The organism is Oribacterium sp. oral taxon 078 str. F0262, assembly GCF_000160135.1.
In the GTDB taxonomy this organism is placed as follows: Bacteria; Bacillota; Clostridia; order Lachnospirales; family Lachnospiraceae; genus Oribacterium.
Genome location: NZ_GG729933.1, coordinates 696,818 through 720,132, shown reverse-complemented (window position 1 = coordinate 720,132; position 23,315 = coordinate 696,818). Strand labels below are relative to the sequence as shown.

Annotated in this window: 18 protein-coding genes and 2 rRNA genes; 3 read left to right on the top strand and 17 right to left on the bottom strand. The window is 55.7% G+C overall.

Features of this window, described 5'->3' with window-relative positions:
- Positions 1–4: 4 nt before the first annotated feature.
- The 6 genes from rrf to GCWU000341_RS13895 all read right to left on the bottom strand — a co-directional run bounded on the left by rrf (position 5) and on the right by GCWU000341_RS13895 (position 4,118).
- Positions 5–123, bottom strand: a 5S ribosomal RNA gene (rrf, locus tag GCWU000341_RS03310).
- A gap of 57 nt (positions 124–180) precedes the next feature.
- Positions 181–1,704 (bottom strand): 16S ribosomal RNA (locus GCWU000341_RS03305).
- Complete coding sequence (locus GCWU000341_RS14075) at positions 1,697–1,828, bottom strand: hypothetical protein (protein WP_009216427.1); 132 nt, start codon at positions 1,826–1,828, stop codon at positions 1,697–1,699. The genes GCWU000341_RS03305 and GCWU000341_RS14075 overlap by 8 nt, the downstream gene beginning before the upstream one ends.
- A 231-nt stretch (positions 1,829–2,059) precedes the next feature.
- The gene (gene yfbR / locus GCWU000341_RS03295; RefSeq protein ID WP_081443122.1) at positions 2,060–2,686 is read right to left on the bottom strand and encodes a 5'-deoxynucleotidase; all 627 of its coding nucleotides are present in this window, start codon (positions 2,684–2,686) and stop codon (positions 2,060–2,062) included.
- On the bottom strand, positions 2,683–3,516 hold the full coding sequence (locus GCWU000341_RS13900; protein ID WP_009214313.1) for a DNA-3-methyladenine glycosylase family protein: 834 nt from the start codon (positions 3,514–3,516) through the stop codon (positions 2,683–2,685). Before GCWU000341_RS13900 ends, yfbR begins: the two co-directional genes overlap by 4 nt.
- Complete coding sequence (locus tag GCWU000341_RS13895) at positions 3,513–4,118, bottom strand: zinc ribbon domain-containing protein (RefSeq protein WP_155812584.1); 606 nt, start codon at positions 4,116–4,118, stop codon at positions 3,513–3,515. The genes GCWU000341_RS13900 and GCWU000341_RS13895 overlap by 4 nt, the downstream gene beginning before the upstream one ends.
- 194 nt (positions 4,119–4,312) lie before the next feature.
- On the opposite strand from GCWU000341_RS13895, the gene GCWU000341_RS13005 reads away from it, so the two are divergent.
- Entirely contained in the window at positions 4,313–4,651 is a 339-nt protein-coding gene (locus tag GCWU000341_RS13005) for a type II toxin-antitoxin system RelB/DinJ family antitoxin (protein ID WP_009214311.1), read from the top strand.
- A 1,120-nt stretch (positions 4,652–5,771) separates the two neighbouring features.
- On the opposite strand, the gene GCWU000341_RS03275 is transcribed toward GCWU000341_RS13005, so the two are convergent.
- Complete coding sequence (locus GCWU000341_RS03275; RefSeq protein ID WP_009214307.1) at positions 5,772–6,803, bottom strand: FecCD family ABC transporter permease; 1,032 nt, start codon at positions 6,801–6,803, stop codon at positions 5,772–5,774.
- Between the two features lie 103 nt (positions 6,804–6,906).
- Entirely contained in the window at positions 6,907–7,581 is a 675-nt protein-coding gene (locus tag GCWU000341_RS03270; RefSeq protein WP_040653011.1) for a Bax inhibitor-1/YccA family protein, read from the bottom strand.
- Positions 7,582–8,039: 458 nt separating this feature from the next.
- On the opposite strand from GCWU000341_RS03270, the gene GCWU000341_RS03265 reads away from it, so the two are divergent.
- Positions 8,040–9,278, top strand: coding sequence for a hypothetical protein (locus tag GCWU000341_RS03265; protein ID WP_009214304.1), 1,239 nt, complete (start codon positions 8,040–8,042; stop codon positions 9,276–9,278).
- Positions 9,279–9,312: 34 nt separating this feature from the next.
- On the opposite strand, the gene GCWU000341_RS03260 is transcribed toward GCWU000341_RS03265, so the two are convergent.
- The 7 genes from GCWU000341_RS03260 to rpsO form a co-directional block, all read right to left on the bottom strand.
- On the bottom strand, positions 9,313–10,332 hold the full coding sequence (locus tag GCWU000341_RS03260; protein ID WP_009214303.1) for a diacylglycerol/lipid kinase family protein: 1,020 nt from the start codon (positions 10,330–10,332) through the stop codon (positions 9,313–9,315).
- Positions 10,333–10,368: 36 nt separating this feature from the next.
- Positions 10,369–11,916: a sensor histidine kinase gene (locus GCWU000341_RS03255; protein ID WP_009214302.1), complete on the bottom strand. Its 1,548-nt coding sequence runs from the start codon at positions 11,914–11,916 to the stop codon at positions 10,369–10,371.
- Complete coding sequence (locus GCWU000341_RS03250; protein ID WP_009214301.1) at positions 11,917–12,594, bottom strand: response regulator transcription factor; 678 nt, start codon at positions 12,592–12,594, stop codon at positions 11,917–11,919.
- A 10-nt stretch (positions 12,595–12,604) separates the two neighbouring features.
- Positions 12,605–14,518, bottom strand: coding sequence for an ATP-dependent helicase (locus GCWU000341_RS03245; RefSeq protein ID WP_009214300.1), 1,914 nt, complete (start codon positions 14,516–14,518; stop codon positions 12,605–12,607).
- Between the two features lie 43 nt (positions 14,519–14,561).
- The gene (gltX, locus tag GCWU000341_RS03240; RefSeq protein WP_040653008.1) at positions 14,562–16,010 is read right to left on the bottom strand and encodes a glutamate--tRNA ligase; all 1,449 of its coding nucleotides are present in this window, start codon (positions 16,008–16,010) and stop codon (positions 14,562–14,564) included.
- Between the two features lie 150 nt (positions 16,011–16,160).
- Positions 16,161–18,266: a polyribonucleotide nucleotidyltransferase gene (locus GCWU000341_RS03230; protein WP_009214297.1), complete on the bottom strand. Its 2,106-nt coding sequence runs from the start codon at positions 18,264–18,266 to the stop codon at positions 16,161–16,163.
- 158 nt (positions 18,267–18,424) lie between these two features.
- On the bottom strand, positions 18,425–18,691 hold the full coding sequence (rpsO, locus tag GCWU000341_RS03225; protein WP_009214296.1) for a 30S ribosomal protein S15: 267 nt from the start codon (positions 18,689–18,691) through the stop codon (positions 18,425–18,427).
- A gap of 398 nt (positions 18,692–19,089) precedes the next feature.
- Here rpsO and GCWU000341_RS03215 point away from each other — a divergent pair, with 398 nt between their 5' ends.
- On the top strand, positions 19,090–19,659 hold the full coding sequence (locus GCWU000341_RS03215) for a hypothetical protein (RefSeq protein ID WP_009214294.1): 570 nt from the start codon (positions 19,090–19,092) through the stop codon (positions 19,657–19,659).
- Positions 19,660–20,265: 606 nt separating this feature from the next.
- On the opposite strand, the gene GCWU000341_RS03210 is transcribed toward GCWU000341_RS03215, so the two are convergent.
- Together GCWU000341_RS03210 and GCWU000341_RS03205 are read right to left on the bottom strand one after the other, a co-directional pair.
- Positions 20,266–21,723 (bottom strand): flippase, encoded by a 1,458-nt coding sequence (locus GCWU000341_RS03210; protein WP_050761878.1) that lies wholly within the window; start codon positions 21,721–21,723, stop codon positions 20,266–20,268.
- A gap of 40 nt (positions 21,724–21,763) precedes the next feature.
- The gene (locus tag GCWU000341_RS03205; protein ID WP_009214291.1) at positions 21,764–23,272 is read right to left on the bottom strand and encodes a hypothetical protein; all 1,509 of its coding nucleotides are present in this window, start codon (positions 23,270–23,272) and stop codon (positions 21,764–21,766) included.
- Between the last annotated feature and the right edge of the window lie 43 nt (positions 23,273–23,315).

The following is a 23,315-nucleotide window of genomic DNA, read 5'->3' as shown; positions in this document are numbered from 1 at the left end:
CAACCTTCGGTTCCAACCTTATCTTCCCACGCCGTTGCCAGCGTAGTATTTTCAGCCGCCCGGGGCTTAACCGTCGTGTTCGGGATGGGTACGGGTGTTTCCCCCCGGCGCATCGACACCAGACATTCTCTTGACCTTATCAAGAATCGAATCCTACACAGACCCCTACTCTATCCTTAGAAAGGAGGTGATCCAGCCGCACCTTCCGATACGGCTACCTTGTTACGACTTCACCCCAGTTATCTGTCCTGCCTTCGGCAGCTCCCTCTTTTGGGTCACTGACTTCGGGCATTACCGACTCCCATGGTGTGACGGGCGGTGTGTACAAGACCCGGGAACGGATTCACCGCGGCATGCTGATCCGCGATTACTAGCGATTCCGGCTTCGTGCAGTCGAGTTGCAGACTGCAGTCCGAACTGAGACGGTATTTTTGAGATTTGCTCCGGGTCGCCCCCTCGCTTCCCTCTGTTTCCGCCATTGTAGCACGTGTGTCGCCCAGGTCATAAGGGGCATGATGATTTGACGTCATCCCCGCCTTCCTCCGGGTTATCCCCGGCAGTCTCATCAGAGTGCCCATCTTACTGCTGGCTACTGACGATAAGGGTTGCGCTCGTTGCGGGACTTAACCCAACATCTCACGACACGAGCTGACGACAACCATGCACCACCTGTCTCCAATGCCCCGAAGGGAAAAGGCATTACATCTTCTGTCATCGGGATCTCAAGACCTGGTAAGGTTCTTCGCGTTGCTTCGAATTAAACCACATGCTCCACCGCTTGTGCGGGTCCCCGTCAATTCCTTTGAGTTTCATTCTTGCGAACGTACTCCCCAGGTGGAATACTTATTGCGTTTGCGTCGGCACCGATCTCCTTCGGAGACCGACACCTAGTATTCATCGTTTACGGCGTGGACTACCAGGGTATCTAATCCTGTTTGCTTCCCACGCTTTCGAGCCTCAACGTCAGTCTTTGTCCAGTAAGCCGCCTTCGCCTCCGGTGTTCTTCCTGATCTCTACGCATTTCACCGCTACACCAGGAATTCCACTTACCTCTCCAACACTCCAGATCGACAGTTTCCAAAGCAGTTCCCGGGTTGAGCCCGGGCATTTCACTTCAGACTTGCCATTCCGTCTACGCTCCCTTTACACCCAGTAAATCCGGATAACGCTTGCCCCCTACGTATTACCGCGGCTGCTGGCACGTAGTTAGCCGGGGCTTCTTATTCAGGTACTGTCATTATCTTCCCTGCTGATAGAGCTTTACATACCGAAATACTTCTTCACTCACGCGGCGTCGCTGCATCAGGGTTCCCCCCATTGTGCAATATCCCCCACTGCTGCCTCCCGTAGGAGTTTGGGCCGTGTCTCAGTCCCAATGTGGCCGTTCATCCTCTCAGATCGGCTACTGATCGTCGCTTTGGTAGGCTCTTACCCTGCCAACTGGCTAATCAGACGCGGGTCCATCTCATAGCGATTCTCTTTTCACCCTCTGCCATGTGGCAGTGTGTGCTTATGCGGTATTAGCAGAAATTTCTCTCTGTTATCCCCCTCTATGAGCCAGGTTGCCCACGTGTTACTCACCCGTCCGCCACTCAGTCTTCCCCTCTTTGACCCGAAGGTCTTAAAGGCTGGACTCCGTTCGACTTGCATGTGTTAGGCACGCCGCCAGCGTTCATCCTGAGCCAGGATCGAACTCTCATTCAATGGAGGCCTTCCGGCCTCCTCCTGCTTCGCTCATTCTTAAGCTTGGCTTTTTTCCTTCTTTTACTGCGAGTTTTCTTCGCTGCACTTTCTGTGCTTTCTGAATCTCTCCTCTGTCCTTCCGCATTCTTCCGCTTCCAAACAGAGACGGCTTTCGCCGTTTCGAATATTCAGGGTCTGTGTATGATTCGATCTTTGATTTTCAAGGTCCTCGCCGCCCCTTGGGACAGCTTGCTTATGATAGCATCCTCTCCCCTCTTCTGTCAATGCTTTTCTTTATTTTTCTTTTCTTTTTCCCTCTCTTTTTCCCCGAGTCATCTTTAAGAGCCTGAGGCACAGAATACAGTTCTCTTCTTCACTAGATCTTGTGATCGGCCGGCATTTCCTCTCCATCCGCTTCTCCTATAAGCTCGTCCAGAGTCCTACCGTAGGAGGGGAGAAAATCACGCATGAAGTCGGAGAGCTCCGGGAGCTCCGCGGAAAGGGAGAGAAGAATCCGCTCCGTGGATTTTTTCGCGCTCCGAAACTCCTGATTTCCGGCCTGCTCCTCAGAGAGGCATTTGATATAGGCGGAGAGCTTGTCCGCCGCCTTCACAAGCCGGAGAAGGTAGGACTTTGGATCGGGAAAGAAGAGCTCCTCATAGCGCGGGCGCAGGTCCTCCGGAAGGAGGGAGAGCAGGCGTTCCGCCGCCCCCTTCTCCAGCTCCCGATAGGCCTTCTGCATCTCCTCTCCGGAATATTTCACGGGAGTCGGCATATCGCCGGTGATGATCTCCGGGACATCATGATAGAGGGCCAGGAGGGCCGCTCTCTCCCCGCTCAGACTTCTGCCGTAGCGAAGATTTCCGATCTCGCAGAGGCAGTGGGCGATCATCGCGGTCTCCAGACTGTGCTCACTCAGGTTTTCCGGGCAGCTGTTTCTCATAAGTGCCCAGCGCTCGATATACCGCATCCGGGACAGGGTCGCAAAGAAATGACAGTTCACCTTCCAAACTCCTCCCTGTGAAAAATCGCGTAATAAAAAAGATACTGCTGCAGGATCCCGGGCTCCGGGAGAGATGGAAAAGGATCCTCGCCTAAGTAGTATTCCTCGATCGTCCGGCGGATCCAGACATCGATCGGCGCTCTCTCCGTCCTCCCATAGCCAAAGAGGAGAACGCAGTCCGCAACCTTTCGTCCGACGCCCCTGGTGCGGAGAAGCTCCTCGCAAAGTCTCTCCGTGGGAAGCGCCGAGAGCCTTTCCGCCGAGAGCTCTCCCCGGAGAGTTCTCTCGGCGGCGTCCCTTAGATAGGGAGCCCGGTAGCCAAGCCCCAGCTTCCGAAGCTCCTCCTCGGAGAGAGCGGCAATGCTCCCCGGAGAGGGGAAGAGAAAAACCGGCTCCTCCTCATAAGGAGTTCTCACGCTCCTCCCGCAGCGGGCGGACAGCTTCTCGATGCAGCCCCGGATCGCGGGAATGGACTTCCTCTGGGAAATAATAAAGGAGATCAGCACCTCAAAGGGATCCTGGCGAAGAACCCGGATTCCCCTCCCGAAAGCCTCCGCCCTCCTAAGATAACCGTCCTCCTCCGGAATTCCCCGGAGAAGCTTTCGGTAGCTTCTCCTAAGGTCGAAGTACTCCGCCCAGATCCTCTCCCACTTCTCCCCGGAACAGGAAACCCGAAATTCTCTCTCCCCTCGCTCCGGGCGAATATATAGGATTTCCCTCCCCTTGATAAAACGGTACAGTCCGGAGGAAAGGCGACGCGGTCGGAAGCATTGTCCGCTGTCTATGATCTTATCCAGCGAGAGCTCCTCCTCTGTCTCAACCCTTCTCAAGAAAGTCCCCCCTGAGACGCCCTCAGGATATAATACGGTAAAAAGACCCCGTTTAGGAAAAGGAGCTCCAGAATCGGCGCGGCCTTGTCGAAAAAGCCGGGGGAGGGGAGAAGGCGGAGTCTCCTGCAAAGCCCGATGATCGGGAGGAAAAGCAGGAAGCGTTCCCCGCCCTCCTCCAAAAGTCTCCCCTCTCTCTCCAGTCTGCGAAGGTCGATCCAGGCAAAGAAGCCGCTCAGAAGCAGATAGAAAAGGAGCGCATTGGAAAGCGGAAAGCGCCCGCTCGCCGCGAGAAAGAGGAAGGAGAAAAGACAAGCCCCCAGGCCGGGCAAAACGGCGCGGGAGAGCGGGATGAGAGCGTCCGAAAACGGAGCTTTTGCCGTGGAAGTCTCCCCCGGCTCTCCCTCCTCTTTCCTCTTTCCGGTGACTTTTCCCCCGCAGCCCGGACAGTGATCCGCTCCCTCCGGCACCTCTGCACCGCATTTTGAGCAGATCTGCTTCGGCCGGATCCGAAGGATCCTCTGCCCGCAGCGGGGGCAGAACTCACTCTTATCCGGGATTTCCTCCCCGCAGTGCCTGCATTTCATCGTTTCTGTCCTTTCCACTCTGAGACGCCCGCCCCTTCCTATCGCGGGACCGAAAACATCTTACGTCCTACGGCGGCTTTTGGCAAGTACCGAAAGCCGGGGACAGAACTGCTGCACTTGTTCGTGAAGAGTTTAGTAATGCACTTGATTTCTTACGGAGAATGTGGCACGTTGCATTACAAACAAATGCAGATTTGAATGGATGTGTAAGCATGGCAAATGGATTACTTCAGCTTCGTATAGACGACACCCTTCGGAAGGAAGCTTCCGATGTATATTCCCGGCTCGGTCTCGACCTGCCCACGGCAATCCGCATGTTCCTGACTCGCTCTGTGCAGGTGCGCGGCATCCCCTTCAGCATGATCCTGCCGGAAGAGGACTATAAGGCGACGGCAGCTGTCGCAGCCATGAAGCGCATGAGCAGTGATGCGGAGAAAGCCGGTGCAGCCGAAATGACACTGGATGAAATCAATGCGGAGATCGCAGCCGTAAGAAGCCTCCCGGGCGAAGCCGAGTCTCTGAGCCGCAGAAGCAGCAAAGAAAAAGCGTAGAAGTCTGCCATCAGGCAGACTCGGAGCGTCTTTGAGTCTTCTCGAAGAGAAAGAAAGAGGCGAGGAGCTGCCGCCTTTTCTGCCCTTTGCCCGCCCGGCCCAGGACGCTCTCGCTCCGGCTGCCGCGGCCAGCGGCGCATAAGCGATCTTAAGAAACCAGATCGCTAAACGCCGGGGCGGCAGACGGCCTGTGCACGGACAGACAAACTGGCAGGGCGGCAGTTTGAGACATACTTGAGTCTTCTCGAAGAGAAGTGTCTCCCGAAGGGAGATCGGCTGATGCCTCCCGGGCGAAGCCGAGTCCTGAGCGCAGAAGTCTGCCATCAGGCAGACTCGGAGCGTACTTGACCACTTCTCGAAGAGAAGTGTCTCCCGAAGGGAGATCGGCTGATGCCTCCCGGGCGAAGCCGAGTCCTTAAGCGCAGAAGTCTGCCATCAGGCAGACTCGGAGCGTACTTGACCACTTCTCGAAGAGAAGTGTCTCCCGAAGGGAGATCGGCTGATGCCTCCCGGGCGAAGCCGAGTCCTTAAGCGCAGAAGTCTGCCATCAGGCAGACTCGGAGCGTACTTGACCACTTCTCGAAGAGAAGTGTCTCCCGAAGGGAGATCGGCTGATGCCTCCCGGGCGAAGCCGAGTCCTTAAGCGCAGAAGTCTGCCATCAGGCAGACTCGGAGCGTACTTGACCACTTCTCGAAGAGAAGTGTCTCCCGAAGGGAGATCGGCTGATGCCTCCCGGGCGAAGCCGAGTCCTTAAGCGCCGGGGCAAAAGACGGCCTACTCTTTGGCAGACAAAGCGTCAGATCGGAATCAAAAATCGGAAGCGCTCCGACCCTGTCAGCAAGACGTCTATCGCTTGGGGAAAACGGATTCCATCGGAACAATCACGTGCCAACGGGCGTGATGCCGAAAAAGCGTGCGGAACGCCGGCACTTAACGAACACGAGTGCAGCGAAGTGTGAGTTTAGTACCGCTGCGTGGAGCCCCGAACGAGAGTGTCTTTTGAGGCACAAACCATAGCACAGGCGTCATGAATCCTTCCGTCTTTCCTTAGTTTTCCTCCGGCGGCTTTGCCTGGAGGATAAGCTCCGCCTGCTCCTCCGTGAGATCAAAGTTCAGAAACTAAAGGATCAGCACAAAAAAGGGACCGCCGATCACCGAGCTCAAAATGCCGAGCGGGATCTCATAGGGGAGCATGCCCCGGCAGAGGTCATCGGTCAAAAGCAAAAAGCATGCCCCGGCTAGGACGGAGAGCGGAAGCACTCTCCTGTAATTCGGTCCTGCGATAAAGCGGACCAGATGCGGCACCATGAGTCCCACAAAGCCCACGACACCCGCGACGGAGATCGTCGCCGCCGTGAGAAGGGTAGAGGAGATGATCGTGATCAGTCGGATCTTTCCGGTATTGATGCCCAGCGCCTTTGCCTCCTCCTCTCCCAGGGAGAGCACATTTAAGCGCCAGCGCAAAAGAAGGAGGGGCAAAAGCCCGATCCCATAGGCCGGGAGGAGCGTCCGAAGATCCCGGTAGCTCACCTTCGCGATGCTCCCCATCAGCCAGTAGGTGATTTCCGGAAGCGTCGAATTGGGATCTGCGACATATTTCACAAAGGAAATTCCGGACTGACAGAGCGTGGAGATCACCATGCCGCAGAGCACGAGGAGAAGCACCGCGTCCTCTCCCTTTCCGAGGGCGCGGCTTAAGCTGTAGGCGAGAAAAACCGCGAGGATCCCAAAGGCAAAGGCCGAGATCTGAACCAGGGCCGGTGGGAAGCCGAGGAGCAGTGCAATCGCCGCTCCGATCCCCGCCCCCGCGCTCGCCCCCAGAATATCCGGGGATACCATGGGATTTTTGAAGATGCCCTGATAGGCCGCGCCGGAGATCGCGAGCGCACTCCCCACCAGCATCGCGGCGAGGATGCGGGGGAGGCGAATATCCAAAACGACCGTGAGCTCCGCCTTGTTCCAGTTTCCGGGTACTCCGAAAAGACGGAAGAGGAGCATCCTAAGCACCGTTCCCGGGCCGACCGGATAGCGGCCGATCAGAAAGGAAATCCCGATGGCGAATAAAAGGCCGAAGAAAAAGAGGAAAAACAGAAGCGCTCCGCCCGCCTCCGCCCCCCTCCTCTCCTTTCCGCCCTCCGCCTTCTCTCCCATACTTTTCCCCCTTTATTTGCTTATTTTTGAATTCGAATCTCTTTTAAAAGTAATTCGCTTATCCGAAAAAAGCGGCCCGGCTCCCCGAACCGCCTTCTCCGTCTCAGCGCCTTCTCCCCATGAGAGAGAGAATCCGAACGAAGATATTGATGACATCCACATAGAGATTCAGCGCCGTATAGACCGCAAAGCTCGCCGTCTTCGGGCAGCGCTGCCCCCTCGCCCAGTCGTAGCCGATGTAGAGGGAGAAGAGGAAGAGACCGAGCATGCCGAAGAGGCCGTAGTTATAGACATGGAAGAGCATCGCCAAAAGCTCCGCGATGATAAGCCCGATCAGTGCGATGAAGATCGTCCGCCCCATCGAAAGAAAGGCCTTCGGCATGATGAGCGCCGCAAGCGTCATGATGAGGAGCACCACCAGCGTCATGCCCGCTGCAGCTCCGATCAGCGGAAGGGCATAGAAGGGCAGCACCGTCGCAAGAAGAGAGCCGAAGCCCAGCACCGTGATCGTATAGCCGAGAAGCGCGATCGGATAGCTCCCCCTCCTTGCGAGAGAGCTTCCGCCAAGGCTCACGACAAAGAAAAGGATCGTGAATATAAAGGGGTGGTTCCCGTAGTAATTCACGAGGATGCCGCTCATGGTATAGCATATCAATGCCGTCAGGAAAATGCCGTAGATCAGGTGGAGCCCGATCAGGATATTATAGCGTCCGAGAGAGAGCTCACCGTCCTGATAGGCACTTCTCTCAAGCTCTGTGTTTCTTCTGAATTCGTCCATCGAAACTCCTTTCATCCCAGCCTTTTATCGTTTCTGCCTCATAGTTTCGCCGCTTTGTCCATCCTCTCACCCCATTCCCTCTCTTCTTGGATGATACAATGAGCTCCCGGCCAGGCCCGCAGACAGATGCTGTTTTCTCTTGTATCATAGTACAAAATATCCGCCTTGAAAAGGGGGCAAATCCCCGTCTTCCGGATTTAGCACTATGAAAATTCAGGATTTCATTCAGAGGCTCTGCCTCTTGAAGAGGCATTTCCAGCCGGAAGGTCCGGATAGAAAGTCCTGCGAAAAAAAAATGCACAGCAAAATCCGGATAAGCTGTCAATCGGAAAATTGCTTTCCACGGAAATTTGGCCTTGACTTTCAAAAGGAACAGGGGAATACTTCATCTGGGTTTGGGCTGATACTGCGGACTTTATGGTATCTTGTATAAGGCTTTAAGGAGAAGCACGGATCTTATGGAATTAAAGGGACAGGCATTTGATTTGATGCAATACATTTACAGCTTCGTTCAGAAGCCTCTTATCAGAGGCTGTATTCGTTTTAATGGAAAATTGAAGGGCAGCAAACTGAAAGGGGCGATAAAGGCACTAATCTCATTTTACCCTATTTTACGCTGTAAATATGACGTGAAGAAAGGGGTATGGAAGGAGAGCGATATCTCCTATGAAAATTTATTGATAAACATAAGGGCCAATCACGATTTTTCAGTTATTGAAAATGATTCCTTATTATCCTCTCTTGAAATCGGAGTGGATGCGCCGCTGAAAATTTATTGGATATGCGGTGAGGAAAGAGATTCTCTCTGCGTAATTGCAAGTCATCTGCTTTGCGACGGAAGGGGATTGGAACAGCTCTTATATCTTTTCGCTGAGCTATACTCGAACAATGATATAAGGATAAAAACGCGGATGAATACAGACAGAAGTTTTTCTCAGATAAGCAGTAAATTTACCGTGATGCAAAAGGCAAAAATTCTGTTTTCGAGGGCAGGGACAGAGGCTATGGACAGGAAGCTGCATTTACCCTTAAATGAAGGCTCTCAAAAGCCTAAACTGATAGCGAAAAAAATTGATTTGTCGAAATTGGAGTGCTATCGCTCTCGCGCAATAGGATACAGGCCCAGCATAAATGACATTTTGCTCTCGGCCTATATTCTGGCCTTGCATCAGCTCTTCGGCTGGAAGGAGATCAGCATCCCCTGCCCGGTCGATCTTCGCAGATTCAACGCGGACGCAGACGACGCAATCTGTAATCTGACAGGAAATTATTACTGCCATATCAGCTTTCATGGGCATGAAAGCTTTGAAAAGATCTGCAAAGAGATTTCTATGCAGATCTGCGCGCAGAAAAACAGCAGCTTCTGTCTGAAAGAGCCGATTTTACTGCATCTTTTGTACCATGTGCTCCCCTTCCCGATCCTGAAAAAGCTGCTTCCTCCCAGAATTTCCGTTCCTTTAACTTCGTATACCAATTTAGGGAAAATTGAGGAAGCGCGTCTTGTGTTTCAGGGGCTCTCTGTTTCGGACGCTTTTATCGTCGCGGCGGCGAAACCAGTGCCGTACTTTCAACTGGCGATATCTACTTATAAGAGCGAGTGCACCCTTTCCGCGTGTACAGAAGCAAGCGGAAAAAGCTTTGATCTTCTTTCTTCTCTTATGAACAGCATTGGCAGCGTGATCGAGAATTTATCATAGAGAAAGGCCGCCATAGAAAGACCGTCATAAAAATTTAATTCAGCGCCGCCTTTCGCTCTGTCCCCTTTCTCCGGCCGTCCGCGCTTCTCCGTTTTCCGCCGCCTTTCTCCGCGCCTCCGCTCTCCGCGGGCAGCAGAATCCGGATGCTCTTTGGGTGATTTCGGATCTCCGCTCTCCGGAATTTCCCGCCGTATTCCCCATCCAGTGTCCACTCAATGCTCATTTCGCTCTCGATGAGGAGCTCCGCACTTTTAAAGGCGCGGATATAGGGGCTGTCCCGGTCCATCTGGGCGGAGACCAGACTGCCGATAATCTCCGTGAGCTCCTGGATGTTTTTCGGGGCGCGGATCAAAAGCACCTCGAAGAGGCCGTCATTCAGGGCGGGGGACGGCTTTTGCTTAAGGGCCGAGCTCCCGAAGGCGGAGAAGCCCCCGATGGAGCTTGTGTTGGATACTGCGCCAAAGAGGAAGTCCCCCTCCTCGGTCTCCCCATCGTGAAGGATCTTCAGCCTCCTTGTGTAGTTCAGATTCTCCGGGAGAGTCTGAAGCCCGTGGAGCAGATAGGCCGGGTAGCCCAGGACATTCTTAAGATCCTGCTTTGTGGAATAGCTCACCTTTGTGAAGGAGCCGAAGGCCGCCACATAGCTGAAATATTTCCCGTTCAGAGAGCCGATATCACAGGGAAAGAGGGAGCCTCTCGTGACAGAAGCCGCGTTCTTTGCGACGGAGGCCGGAATCCCGAGGCTTCTCGCAAAGTCATTGGTGCTCCCGAAGGGAAAGTAGAGAATCGGCATCCTCTCCTCCTCCTTCATCAGCGCATTTACAAGATGATGGAGCGTCCCGTCCCCGCCGACACAGGAGACGAGCTCGAAGCGGCCCGCATTCCCAGAAAGTATGCTGTCGATGCTAAGCTCGGGGACAGAGGGGAGCACAGGATATACCGTGAGCTCGCAGCCCTGGCGGCAGAGAGCCTCCATGATCCGGTAGCTCTCGCTCCCCCCCTTCTCCATCCCCGCCCGGGCATTGATGAAAAGCAGTGTCTTCTTTCTCTCCATAATCTCCCCCCTGAGGAAAGGCCTCTCCTTTCGGCGCTAATCCTCCTTCTCCCGGTCCAGTGTGAACCAAAAGTCCACACCGGTCCTGGTATTTTTCACCCCGCAGCTCTGATGGTGCGCCTCTGCGATCGCCTTTACGATACTGAGCCCGAGGCCGGAGCCTCCGTAGGATCTCGTGTGCGCCTTGTCCACCTTATAGAACTTCTCCCAGAGCCTGGGAAGCTCCTCCTCCGGGATGGGATCTCCCGTATTTCTGACGTGGACGGAGATCCTGTCTCCCCCCTCCCTCTCCGTAAAGATGCTGATCTGCTTCGGCTCCTTTACATGGTGCATCGCGTTGTTCAGATAGTTCGTGAGCACCTCCTCGATCTTGAACTCATCCGCCCAGACCTTGAGATCCTCCGGGATATCGACCTCGAGCTGTATGCCCTGCTGTCTTAAGAAAAGCTCTGCGGAGGAGACAATGCCGTCTACGACCTTCGCAAGGGAGAAGAGCGTGATATCCGGCAGGTCCTTCCCCTGCTCCAGTGCCGAGAGGTTCATGAGCTCCCGCACCATCCGGTTCATCCGCTTTGCCTCGTCGGAGATCACGGTGCAGTAATAGTCCCGGCTCTCCTTGTCCTCCGCGAGACCGTCCATCAGGCCCTCCGCATAGCCCTGGATCAGGGCGATCGGCGTTTTCAGCTCATGGGAGACATTTGCAACGAACTCCTCCCTCTTCTGGGCGAGTCTCCTCTTGTTCTCCACATCCAGCTGCAGCTCATTGTTTGCGGTCTTCAGCTCCGCGATCGTGCTCTCCAGACGCTCCGAAAGGATATTCATCGACTTTCCGAGCGTGCCGATCTCATCCTCCGAGTCCCCGCAGTAGCGCGCGGAGAAGTCCAGCTTCGACATCTTCTCCGAGAGCTTCGCGAGGGCGTTGATCGGCTTTGTGATCTCCCAGCTCGCAAAAGTAATGATAATCCCTCCGAGCACTATGGCGAAGCCGCCGATCGCAAGGAGGAAGCGATTGAAGAAGGCGGTGGATTCCCTGAGGCTGGAGAGCGGCATCGACATCATAAAGCAGCTCACATTGTCGCTGAAATATCCCCAGCTCTCGAGATAGCCGGTCTCCTCCCCGCTCTCCCCGCTCTGCTCGATGACATAATTGCTGAATCTGCGAAGAGTCCTGCCCTTTCTCCCATTGATGGCCCCCAGGATATTGCTGGAAAGGCGCTTTGAGAGAAACTCGGAGTTTGCGGAGGAGGCAAAGGTCCTGTCGGTCTCTGTGTCCAGGATGATGACGCTGATATTCTGGGTCTCCGTGAGACTTCGGATATAGCGGGTCGCCCGGTTTTCCTGCAGAGAATCCGGGGAATTCTCATCCGCGGGAAAGAGCTCCTCGAGGCCGTCCGCCTCCTCCAGCATCCCGTCGATCGTGGCATAGGCCGTCTCCAGCACATGGACCTTCTCCCGGAGATAGTAGCGCCCGAGGAAAAAGGTATTGGCAGCGAGCATTGCCGTCAGGATAAAGAGTACCAAAAGAAAAAACATGCTGTTTAAGCGCCATTGGATCGAGCTATGGCCTCTTTTTAGGATCTTCATCTAGTCCTCCGGATCAAACTTATATCCCATGCCCCATACGGTCCTGATGTACTCCCCCTTACTCTTAAGCTTCGCCCGGAGCTTCTTTACATGGGTATCAATCGTGCGGGCGTCCCCGAAATAATCGTAATTCCACACATTGTTCAGGATCTTCTCCCGGGAGAGCGCGATGCCCCGGTTCTCCACAAAATAAAGGAGAAGCTCGTACTCCTTGAAGCTAAGCTCCAGCTCCTTCCCGTCGACCCTGACGGAATGGGCCGACTTATCGATCTCGATCCCCCCGACGCTGACGGTCTCCTCCTGCTGGATGCCGGATCTTCGGAGCAGCGCCTCCACCCTGGCGACCAGGATCTTCGGGGAGAAGGGCTTCGAGATGTACTCATCTGCCCCGTACTCAAAGCCCCTGAGCTCATCTGTCTCCTCGGAGCGCGCCGTCAGCATGATCACAGGGACCCTGGAATGCTCCCGGATCGATTTCAGCACCGCCCAGCCGTCCATCTTCGGCATCATCACATCCAGGATCAGGAGGGAAATGTCCTTCTCCTCGAAAAAAAGGTCAATCGCCTCCTCCCCGTCGGCAGCCTCCAGAACCTCAAAGTCCTTCGCCTTGAGGAAGTCGGAGATCAGCTTCCGCATCCTCTCTTCGTCATCCACCACAAGGACCTTCAACTTCTCCATCTCTTCCCCCTTAGCCCGTGAGCTCCTCCAAAAATCGCGACGGCCTTACGCTCCTACTGTAGCGTTCCTTTGTGACATATATGTGAACTTCCCGCTTGGCCCGGGTCAGGGCGACATAGAAGCACCTTCTCTCCTCCTCAAGGCCCTCCCTTCCGTCTGCCCTCCGACTCGGGACGATCCCCTCCACCACATCGATGAGATGCACAATCTCGAATTCGAGCCCCTTTGCGCTGTGGTAGCTCATAAGGCGGATTCTCTCTCCTTCTTTCCCGCGGCAGGCAGCCCTTAGCTCCTCCCTTCCCTCCCGCAGGAAGCGGAGAAAGTCCTCCTTCTCCGGGAAGTCCTCCGCGCGCCCGGAAAGCATGCCGAGGATCTCGGAAAAGGGAGCGGGATCTCTCTGTCCTTTTCCGAGGAGCCAGTCCTCATAGCCCATCTTTTTCCGGATATAGAGAAGAGCCGCCTCCGTCGGAAGGGCGGCGATCCGCTGAAGATCCGTCCGAAGCTCCCGGATCCTTTCGCGGGCCTTTGGCTTCTCCTTGTAGTAGGAGAGAAGCTCGGGAAGGCCGGAGCCCTCCTCCCGAAGCGCCTCTCCGGAAAGAAAGCGGGGAGGGCGGTTCAGAATCCGGAGAAGATCAGCGCGGCTTCCCCTCCGAAGGGAGAGCCTGAGATAGGCGGAGAGATCCTCCGTGACGAGGTGAGAGAAGGGATCCTCCGTCCTCTCCCCGAGGGAAAACGGAATCCCGCGGCGAAGGAGAAACGGGATCAAAGAGGTGAGGACGAGTCTGGTCCGGTACAGGACCGCGATCTCCGAGCCGGGAAGTCCCTCTGAAAGCTCCTTGGAGAGGAGCTCCGAGAGAAAGCGGTATTCCCTCTCTGTGTCCGGGAACAGATACTCCCTTCCCTTTCCGCCCCCCGGAAGCATCGCTCTCAGCTTCTTCGCAAAGCGGAGGCGGTTGTTCTCGATCAGTCGGTGGGAGAGTCTGACCAGCTCCCGTCTTGCGCGGTAATTCTCCGGGAGCAGATAGCGGGATGCGTCCGGGTAGTCCGAGAGGAAGCGCTGCATGATTTTCGGGCTTGCGCCCCGAAAGGAGTAGATGCTCTGGTCCTCATCCCCCACAAAGAAAAGATTTCGCTCCGGCTCTCCGAGGAGGCGGAGCAGCTCGTACTGCGCTTCGGAGATATCCTGAAACTCATCGAGAAGGATATAGCGAAAGCGTCTCTGCCAAAAGGAAAGGCTTTCCCCCTCCCTCCGAAGAAGAGAGAGTGTGCGGAGAATCATATCGTCAAAATCAAGCTTTTGCTCCCTCTCCATCGCTTCCCGATAGCTCCGATAGAGCCTCTCGAAGTCCTCCTCGGAAAAGGAACTTCCAAAGTAAAGCGCTGCCGCCGTCTCTCTTCCCCCTTGCTCCTCCGGATTCCCCTTCTTCTTCCTATTCTCCGAATCCCCGCTCTCCTCCCTCCGCTTCCTCTCGGAAAAGGAAAGGAGGAGCGCTCTCCGAAATTCCTCCCCCTCCGGGAAGGGCCTTTTGTCCTTTCGGAGGATCTCTTCCAAAAGCCGCTGCCTCTCTCCCTCCGTCAGGATATTTCGCTTCCCGAAGCCGTAGCGCTTTCTCAGGATCGAGAAAAAGACCGAGTGGAGCGTGCCGAAGCACAGCTCTCTCCCGGTCCTCGGAAATCTCCTGCAAAAGCGAAGCCGAAGCTCCTCCGCGGAGGCTCTCGTAAAGCTTAAAATCAGGATTTCTTCCCCGGGGACCCCGCTTTGCAGGAGTCTTGCGGCCCGCTCCGTCAGGACAAGGGTCTTCCCGGAGCCCGGTCCGGCGAGGACGAGGGCCGGACCCTCCCCGTGAGAGACTGCTCTCTCCTGGGAAGGGCTCAAACGCCTCCCGCCCTCCGCCCCCTTTTCGGAAATCCCACGGCTCTCCAATGCTTCTCCTCCTCTCCCGCTCTGCTCTCCCCCTTCTCCTCTCTCAGAAAGAAAGTCGGCGGATGCCGTCCCGCAGGCGGGAAAGCGACTCCTCCTTTCCGAGGACAGAGAGGATCTCCGTCGCGCCGGCCGGAGTCATTTTCCGCCCGGAGAGCGCGATCCGGATCGGCCACATGATAAAGCCCGTCTTGTACCCTCTCTCCTTTCCGAAGGCAGAGAGGAGGGAAAAGAGCGCATCGTTCGAGAAATCCCCCTGCTTTTCGAGGAGCGGAAGGACCTCCTGGAGGAGCTTGAGAGAATTTTCGGCATCATTTTTCGTCTTCCGATTCTCATAGAGCTCCGTCGAGTATTCCGGAAGCGCCTCAAAGAAATCCACCTGCTGCGGGATATCCGGGAATATCTCGATCCGGCTCTTCACCATCTCCGCGATTCGACGAAGGTCCAGATCCCGCCGGATCGTCTCCCTGAGGAAGGGAAGCGCTCTCTGATAATAGCGCTCAAAGTCCATCGCCTTGATATATTCCGAGTTCATCCAGCGGAGCTTCCCCATATCGAAGACCGCCGGGGACTTTGATATCCTTTTATAGTCAAAGCTTTTTACGAGCTCCGGGAGGCTCATGATCTCCTGCTCCCCGACCGGGCTCCAGCCGAGGAGGGCGACGAAATTCAAGACCGCCTCCTCCACGAAGCCCTGCTCGATCAGATCCTCAAAGGAGGAATGGCCGGAGCGCTTCGAAAGCTTCCTGTGCTCTTCATCGGTGATCAGGGGGCAGTGCACATATTTCGGGACTTCCCAGCCGAAGGCCTCGTAGAGACGATTGTACTTCGGGCTGGAGGAGAGGTACTCGTTGCCGCGGACCACATGGCTGATCCGCATCAGATGATCGTCCACCACGTTCGCGAAATTATAAGTGGGGAAGCCGTCTGACTTAATCAACACCATGTCATCCAGCTCGGAATTCTCGACCTCCACATCGCCGTAGAGCTCATCGTGAAAGACCGTCTTCCCGCTTCGGGGATTATTCTGCCTTATGACATAGGGGATGCCGGAGACGAGCTTTTCCTGAACCTCCTCCGGGCTTAAGGAGAGGCAGTGCTTGTCATAATGCAGGATCTCCTCCCCGTTCACGACGGTTTTCAGCCCCTCCAGGCGCTCCTTCGTGCAGAAGCAGTAATAGGCCTCCCCCTTTTCCAAAAGCTCCTCTGCGTACTTTCGGTAGATCCCGGCCTTCACCCGCTCCGACTGGACATAGGGGCCGCAGTCCCCCGGCTTGTCCGGACCCTCGTCCCAGAAAAGTCCGGTATCGATCAGAGTGCGCCGGATGATCTCCACGGCGCCCTCGACCTCCCTTCCCTGATCGGTGTCCTCGATCCGAAGAAGGAAATCTCCTCCCTCGTGCTTTGCGATCAAATAGGCATAGAGCGCTGTCCTCAGATTTCCGACATGCATCCTGCCGGTGGGCGACGGCGCATACCTGGTTCTGATCCTCATAAATTCCCTCCTCCCGATGATGAAAGTCCCGGCGGCCTCTCCCGGGGCAAAAAGCGATGGAAAGCGCAGGCCCCTCTCGGCGCTGCGCGATGGGGATGAAAAGGAGGCCGGCTCCTCTCGAAGTCCGGCCCCGTCCCCGCTTCCGCTTCCCTAGTCTCTTCCGGAACCCGAAAGATCCATGGGGCGCATGGTCAGGTTGATGCGGCCCATCTTGTCGATTTCCAGCACCTTCACTCTGACCTTATCTCCGATCTGCACGACGTCCTCAACCCGGTTCACCCTGCCGTCCGCAAGCTTCGAGATATGCACCATGCCGTCCTTATTCGGGCTGAGCTGCACGAAGGCGCCGAAGTTCATGATCCGGACCACAGTCCCATCTATGATCTGTCCCGGCTCCACATCGTTCACGATGGATTCGATGATGGACTTCGCCTTCTCGAGCGATGCGAGATCAATGCCGGAGATGGAGATCATGCCGCTGTCATCGATGTCGATCTTCGCACCGGTCTCCTCCGAGATCCCGTTGATGACCTTGCCCTGCTTTCCGATGACATCGCCGATCTTCTCCGGGTTGATCTGGAGCGTGATGATCTTCGGCGCATAGGGGGAGAGCTCCTTCCTGGGCTCCGAGATGGCGGACTTCATGACACCGTCCATGATGAAAAGTCTCGCCTCGTGCGCTCTCCGGATCGCCTCCTCGACGATGTCCCGTGTCAGACCGTGGATCTTGATATCCATCTGGATCGCCGTGATGCCCTCCCGGGTGCCTGTCACCTTGAAGTCCATATCCCCGAAGAAATCCTCCAGGCCCTGGATATCCGTGAGCACCAGATAGTCCTCGTCGCTCTCCCCCGTCACAAGGCCGCAGGAGATTCCGGCCACCATCTTCCGGATGGGAACGCCGGCCGCCATGAGAGACATGCAGGAGGCGCAGGTGGACGCCATAGAGGTGGAGCCGTTCGACTCCATGGTCTCGGAGACAGAGCGGATCGCGTAGGGGAAGTCCTCTACGGAGGGAAGCACCGGGAGGAGCGCTCTCTCCGCGAGTGCGCCGTGTCCGATCTCCCGGCGTCCCGGTCCCCGGCTCGCCCTCGCCTCTCCCACAGAATAGCCGGGGAAGTTGTACTGGTGGAGATAGCGCTTCTCCGTCTCATACTCATTCAGCCCCTCGACCTTCTGCACCTCGGAGAGGGGGGCCAGAGTCGTAATATTCAGGATCTGCGTCTGTCCGCGCTTAAACATCGCGGAGCCGTGGACCCTCGGGATCAGATCGACCTCGGCCTCCAGCGGCCGGATCTCATCGATTCTCCTTCCGTCCGGCCTCTTATGATCCTTTAAGATCATCCTGCGGACCGTCTTCTTTTCGTACTGATAGATCGCCTCCGGGAGGAGGGAAAGTGCCTCCTCATCCTCCGAAAAGGCCCCCTCCAGCTTTTGGGACAAGACAGAGAGATTCTCATCCCTCTCCTTCTTGTCGTCGGCGAAGACCGCCTTCTCCATCTCCTTCTCCGGCACGATCTCCCGTATCCTCTCAAAGAGCGTCTCCGGGATGGAGCAGGAGACATACTCGTGCTTCTTCTTTCCGCACTCCGCGATGATGCTGTCAAAAAATCCGATGATCTGCTGATTCAGGCCATGCGCAAGATAGATCGCTTCGATCATCTTTTCATCGGAGATCTCGTTTGCCCCGGCCTCGATCATGATGACCTTGTCCCTGGTGGAGGCCACCGTGAGGAGGAGATCCGATGCCGTCTTCTCCGCATTTCCCGGGTTCATGATAAACTCGCCGTTGATCATCCCGACCTGAGTGGATGCGCAGGGGCCGTCAAAGGGCACATCCGAGATACAGGCCGCGAGGGAAGAGCCGAGCATCGCAAGAAGCTCCGGAGAGCAGTCCTGATCCACGGAAAGCACCAGATTGTCCAAAAGAACGTCGTTCCGGTAATCCTTCGGAAAGAGAGGGCGCATCGGACGGTCAATGACGCGGTCCGTCAGGATGGCACTGTCGGCCGGACGGGCTTCCCTCTTCTTAAAGCCGCCGGGAAACTTCCCGACCGCATACATCTTCTCCTCATATTCCACGGAGAGCGGGAAAAAGTCGATCCCGTCTCTCGGCTTCTCGGACGCCGTGCAGCTTGAGAGCACCGTCGTCTCGCCGTAATGCATGAGCGCAGCTCCGTTCGCCTGCGCACAGACCCTTCCGATATCCACGGTCAGGGTTCTGCCCGCAAGCTCCATTGAATAGCTTTTATACATACCTTCCTCCTGATTGGCCGAGCAGAAGCTCCAAAGCCACTGAACAGACTGCGGAATGCCCGCCGCCTCTTCAGTGATCTCGGAAACCTCCTGCTCCTAATTTCCAAAGAGAAAAAATAGAGACGCTTTCCGGAAAGCGCCTCTACCTCCTCTCATGTTTACTTTCTGATACCGAGCTTTTCGATGAGGCTTCTGTAGCTGTCGAGATCTGTCTTCTTCAGATAATCCAGAAGTCCTCTTCTGTGACCGACCATCATAAGAAGTCCTCTTCTGGAATGGTGGTCCTTCGGATTCCCCTTCAAATGCTCTGTGAGCTCCGTGATCCGCTCCGTGAGAATCGCGACCTGTACCTCGGGAGATCCCGTATCTCCGGGCTTCCTTCCGTACTTTTCGACAAGTTCCGCCTTCTTTTCCTTTGTAATCATTGTTTTTCTCCTGTATTTTTCATCTTCTCCCGTGCAGCGGAACAGCCGGAAGGAGTCCGGACTATCACGCCGACGCGTATTTCTCAGGTATCATATCGAATCCGGGATGCCTTGTCAAGCCGGGAAACACGGAGCGCATATCCCCGTCTTTTGTCTGTTCCGCTTCTCCCCTTCCGTCCCTTTCGTAAGAGATTTGTCTCGCAGTTTAAGGGAAATTTACTTGCTCCGCGGCCGAAAAGCCTTTACAATAGCCACCGTCTCCGTTAAAGAGCGGGAGGCAGAGACCGGGATCAAGACCGGATTAAAACAGAAAACTCCGATACCGATGGACTTCCGACCGGAAATCTGTCCGGAAAAAGGAAGGGACTTCTATAAAAGAAGGGAAAGGAATTTCTATTATGATTAAGAGAAAATTCTCCATGACAATGGCGATCGCAGTCCTCAGCGCTTTTTCGGCCTTCACCGCCCTTGCGGGCTGGCAGCACGGAGAGGGCGGAAATCAGAACCGCTGGTGGTACAGCTATGACCAGTCCAGCTACGCAAAGGACGGCTGGAACTGGCTGGACGGAAACGGAGACGGCGTGGCGGAGTGCTACTACTTCGATCAGGACGGCTGGCTCCTCACCAGCACCACGACCCCGGACGGCTATCAGGTCAACGAGGGCGGCGCATGGGTTGTGGATGGAAAGGTACAGACGAAGAAGGTCGCCGTAAAGAAAAACGGTGTCCGCTCGGATTATAAGGCCGTCAATAAGACGGACTCCACCGGCCTCGCTCCGAAAAAGGGAGAGACGAACGCATCTGACTTCCGTTCCGAAATGGACAAAAAGACGAAGGAGATGGAAAAGGAGAGCGTCACCAATACAGAGGACAAGGACAGCGAGGATTCCGGAGACGGCAGGAGCTCCGATAAGGGATCGGGCACTCCGGGACAGAAGAATGTCCTTCCGGACTCCATGGTAGAGTGATCTCTGCCTCTCTCCATCCTCAGTACTGATAAAAGCACCGAGGAAAAGAACTGATAAAAGAACTGAGGAAAATCCGGCGGCTCCGCCGGATTTTTTACTGCATAAGTCTCCGTCAAGCAGCCAAATGCGAGGCAAGCTTGCTTGCAGGAGCATTCGGCTATTTGACGGGACAACAGGTATGAACATGAAGCGCTGCTGCTTTTTGCAGCGTGGAATGCGAATACCTGTCAGCGCTGTGGAAGCTTCGAAGAAGCGAAGCAGCGCGGGGACCGATCTTCCTAGTGATTCAATGAACATGCAGGACGCGATCCTGCTGCTTCCCTGTCCAGCACAGGACGCTCTCGCTCCGACTGCCGCATCCAGCGGCGCATAAGCGATTTACAGGACCAAATCGCTAAACGCCGGGGCGGCAGACGGCCTGCGCACAGACAGACAAGGCAGCAGGGCGCCAGACAGAGTTGCGGATATCTGTCAGCGCTGCGGAAGCTTCGAAGAAGCGAAGCAGCGCGGGGACTGATCTTTCCGGTAATTCAATGAATATGCAGGACGCAGTCCTGCTGCTTCCCTGTCCAGCACAGGACGCTCTCGCTCCGACTGCCGCCTCTCTCAGCTTTTTCTGTAGGAAATCCTCTTCAGAGCGGAAAGGGCGAGCAGCACGAATTCCTCCCGGAGGAGAAGCTGGATGATGGCATAGCTTCCAAAGTAAAGGAAGGCGGAAAGGGCGAGCCGGAAAAAAAGCGAAAGAGGGAGGTCTTTTACTAAAAGAGCCGGGAAGAGGGAGAGAAGAGCAGAAAGAAGGAAGCGCTGCCCGCGGAAATTCCGAAGAAGATAGGGAAGATAGCTCCTTGTGAAGACGAGCTGGACCATAAGCACAAGGTACTCCGTCACCAGGGTCGCAAGCGCCGCTCCGAAGGCCCCGAGCCCGGGAATCAGAAGGAGATTCAGGAGGAAATCCGCGGCTGCCCCGGCGATCACGGAAATCAGAACTCTGCTCTCCCGCCCCTCCGCGGTCAGAACCTGTACCCCGAGGACAGCGGTCAGTCCGATCGCAGTGACAGCTCCCGCCATACAGCGCATTGCCGGGGCGGCCGCGGAAAAATCCGGCCCCGCCAGAAAGCGGATGCTTTCCTCCGCATAAGCGATAAAGTAAAGCGCCAGAGGGAGAGAGAGAAAGAGCGTGAAATTCACCGCCTTTCCGGCGAGCATGAGAAATTCCGCTCTCCTCTCCCTCTTTGCATAATAGGACATGCGGGGAAGAAGGACGTTTCCGAGCGAGGTGACAAGGGAAAGAAGAACCCCCTTCAGTCTGACCGAGGCATTGTAGAGCCCAAGCTCCCGGGAATCCCGGAGAAAGCCGAGCATCACCGTATCCATGTTGGTATAGAGGGAGACGACCAGACTCTGTGAGAAGAGAATCAGGATCGGGCGGAAATGTCTTTGAAGCCGGTAATCTCCGAGCGGACGGAGCGATATATATCGGGGGAGCAGAAACAGATTCAGTACATTCGCCGCCGAGGAGGAGAAGACGAGGATCAGCGCATAGCGAAGGACATCCCCCCTTCTTCTAACGAAAAGAAAGATCAAAACGATGGAGAGAAGGCCGAGAATCAGGCTCCGGAGGGTGATGTAATCGTACTTTTCCAGGGCCTGAAAGAGCCAGTTCATGCCAAAGAGATTCAGAAGAATACTGAAGGAATATACGAAAAAAAGCCCGCTCTCCTCCCGAAAGCGGGGGATCAGGCAGAGGGAGAGAAAGAAGGCCAAAAGGCTCAGGCAGGTCATGAGCGCATTGATAAAAAAAAGCTCCTGCGCCGTCCTGGAGAGGGAAAGCCTGTCGTCTCTCACCTGGGCGCAGGCCCGGATCCCATAGGTCGGGATGCCGAGGGAAGCGATCATCAGAAAATAATTCGCCACCGCGCTGACGAAGGCGACTCTTCCCGTCCCCTCGGAGAGAAGCACCCGGGAGACATAGGGAAAGCTGATGAGGGGAAAGACAAACTGCGCGGCAGTCAGAATGAAATTCATCAGGAAATTATAGCGTATGGAATGCGTTCTTTCAGCCACTCTCCCACCTTCCGCTGCCTTTGCTTTCCCCGGTCCCTGCTTAATAGAGCATCAGGCCTACGATTTCCTTTCCGAGCGCACGGAGCTTCTCCGTCTCCCTTTGCAGGCCTCGATTGCTCACAGCTCCTCTTCTCTCGAGGAGGATGACCCGCTCCCCCTCCGAAAGCGCGGAGATCGCATCCGGATCGCTCAGGATATTTCCGGCGGCAAGGCAGCCCTCCTCCGGGAAGAGCTCCTTAAACCGTCTCTCCGCCTCCCGGAGAAGCTCATCCTCATGCCCGACAAAGAGAAGCTTCCCGGAGCTCTCCCCCTTCACATGGAGGATCGCCCTCGCATTTTCAGCGGAGATCCGGTAAAAGGCCTCCTCTCCCCTGCTCCTGCCATTGTCCCCGGAGAGCTGCGACATCAGCTTGGAGAAAAGCTCCCTTCCGCTGAAGTGCTTCCTGCCGCCGAGCACATTGAGTCCAAAGCGCTTTGCGCTCCCATCCTCATCCACCAGGGGATCCTCCGCGACAAAGCGGCAGAGGATCGCCGCAGCGGCGAGGAAGATCCCGAGAATCATGCCGAGTATGCCGAACTTCACCGCATTCTTTGCGAGGTGCCGCGGTGTGAGGCCGGAATCCTTCGGTCTTTGCAGCTTGAGCAGCGCCTTCTGGACATCGCTGAGCGAGATCTGAAGTCCATTCACCTGCTCAAAGTAGGACTTCTGCTTCCCCGCCACGTCGAAGCTTGTGACGGAGGATCCCTCCGCGGAGGAGCCATCCGAAGCGGCGGAAGGATTCGAAGAAGAGCCATTTGCCCCGGGAGAGGCGTTGTTCGCCGCAAGATGCTCATTATTGCTCCCCTCCGTCACCGGGAAGCCCGGATTCTGAAGAAGCGTGAGATCATGGGGGCAGATCTGACTTGCGACCTCCTCCTTGTTCTTCTCGAGGTAGTCGATGATCGTCTCCCCGATCGTATTGACAAGCTCCGGCGTATCCCCGGCAATCATGATGTTGAGAAGTCCGGAGCCCGGGTCCACTCCCACACTGACCAGCTCCTTCAGGTAATTCGGGCGGACATCCCTTCCGCTCTTCTCATAGATCTCCTGATAGAGATCCTCATGCCCCAGCAGATTCACATAGGCCGCAAGCACGCTCTGTGTGCGGTCCGGATCCTGCATGCTGAGATTCGGATCGATCTTGTAATTCGTCGTGATATAGAAGCTGATGTCCCCCTCATAGAAGCTCGAGGCGTCCAGCTTCATCAGAAGGGATTCCTTCCGGTACTTCTCCTTCTGCGTGATCATGTTCTGGAGCTGGCGGATCTGCTTTTGGTAGGAGCTCTTCTCCACCTTGTAGGCGTTCAGGCGCTCCACGTTCTGCTGATTCAGCTCCGCGGTGAGCTCCTTGTCCCTCGTCTTCAGGAAACCAAGTCCCAGACTGATCAGCCCAAGGAGCAGCGCAAACAAAAGCCCGGTCAGAAGAAGCTTTCGAAAGCTCGCGAGGATCTCCGCGAGAACCTGCTTAAAATCGATCTCCGCGTCCTCTCTCTCGTATTGATTACCCATCTCAAACCCTTTCTCTTCCGTTTATGATTTCTATTTCTAAAGA

What these genes read in the sequence shown, in the direction of transcription:
- GCWU000341_RS14075 (WP_009216427.1), bottom strand. Translation starts at nt 1,828, where the DNA reads ATGCGGAAGGACAGAGGAGAGATTCAGAAAGCACAGAAAGTGCAGCGA.
- GCWU000341_RS13005 (WP_009214311.1), top strand. Translation starts at nt 4,313, where the DNA reads ATGGCAAATGGATTACTTCAGCTTCGTATAGACGACACCCTTCGGAAG.
- GCWU000341_RS03275 (WP_009214307.1), bottom strand. Translation starts at nt 6,803, where the DNA reads ATGGGAGAGAAGGCGGAGGGCGGAAAGGAGAGGAGGGGGGCGGAGGCG.
- GCWU000341_RS03270 (WP_040653011.1), bottom strand. Translation starts at nt 7,581, where the DNA reads ATGGACGAATTCAGAAGAAACACAGAGCTTGAGAGAAGTGCCTATCAG.
- GCWU000341_RS03265 (WP_009214304.1), top strand. Translation starts at nt 8,040, where the DNA reads ATGGAATTAAAGGGACAGGCATTTGATTTGATGCAATACATTTACAGC.
- GCWU000341_RS03260 (WP_009214303.1), bottom strand. Translation starts at nt 10,332, where the DNA reads ATGGAGAGAAAGAAGACACTGCTTTTCATCAATGCCCGGGCGGGGATG.
- GCWU000341_RS03255 (WP_009214302.1), bottom strand. Translation starts at nt 11,916, where the DNA reads ATGAAGATCCTAAAAAGAGGCCATAGCTCGATCCAATGGCGCTTAAAC.
- GCWU000341_RS03250 (WP_009214301.1), bottom strand. Translation starts at nt 12,594, where the DNA reads ATGGAGAAGTTGAAGGTCCTTGTGGTGGATGACGAAGAGAGGATGCGG.
- gltX (WP_040653008.1), bottom strand. Translation starts at nt 16,010, where the DNA reads ATGAGGATCAGAACCAGGTATGCGCCGTCGCCCACCGGCAGGATGCAT.
- GCWU000341_RS03230 (WP_009214297.1), bottom strand. Translation starts at nt 18,266, where the DNA reads ATGTATAAAAGCTATTCAATGGAGCTTGCGGGCAGAACCCTGACCGTG.
- rpsO (WP_009214296.1), bottom strand. Translation starts at nt 18,691, where the DNA reads ATGATTACAAAGGAAAAGAAGGCGGAACTTGTCGAAAAGTACGGAAGG.
- GCWU000341_RS03215 (WP_009214294.1), top strand. Translation starts at nt 19,090, where the DNA reads ATGATTAAGAGAAAATTCTCCATGACAATGGCGATCGCAGTCCTCAGC.
- GCWU000341_RS03205 (WP_009214291.1), bottom strand. Translation starts at nt 23,272, where the DNA reads ATGGGTAATCAATACGAGAGAGAGGACGCGGAGATCGATTTTAAGCAG.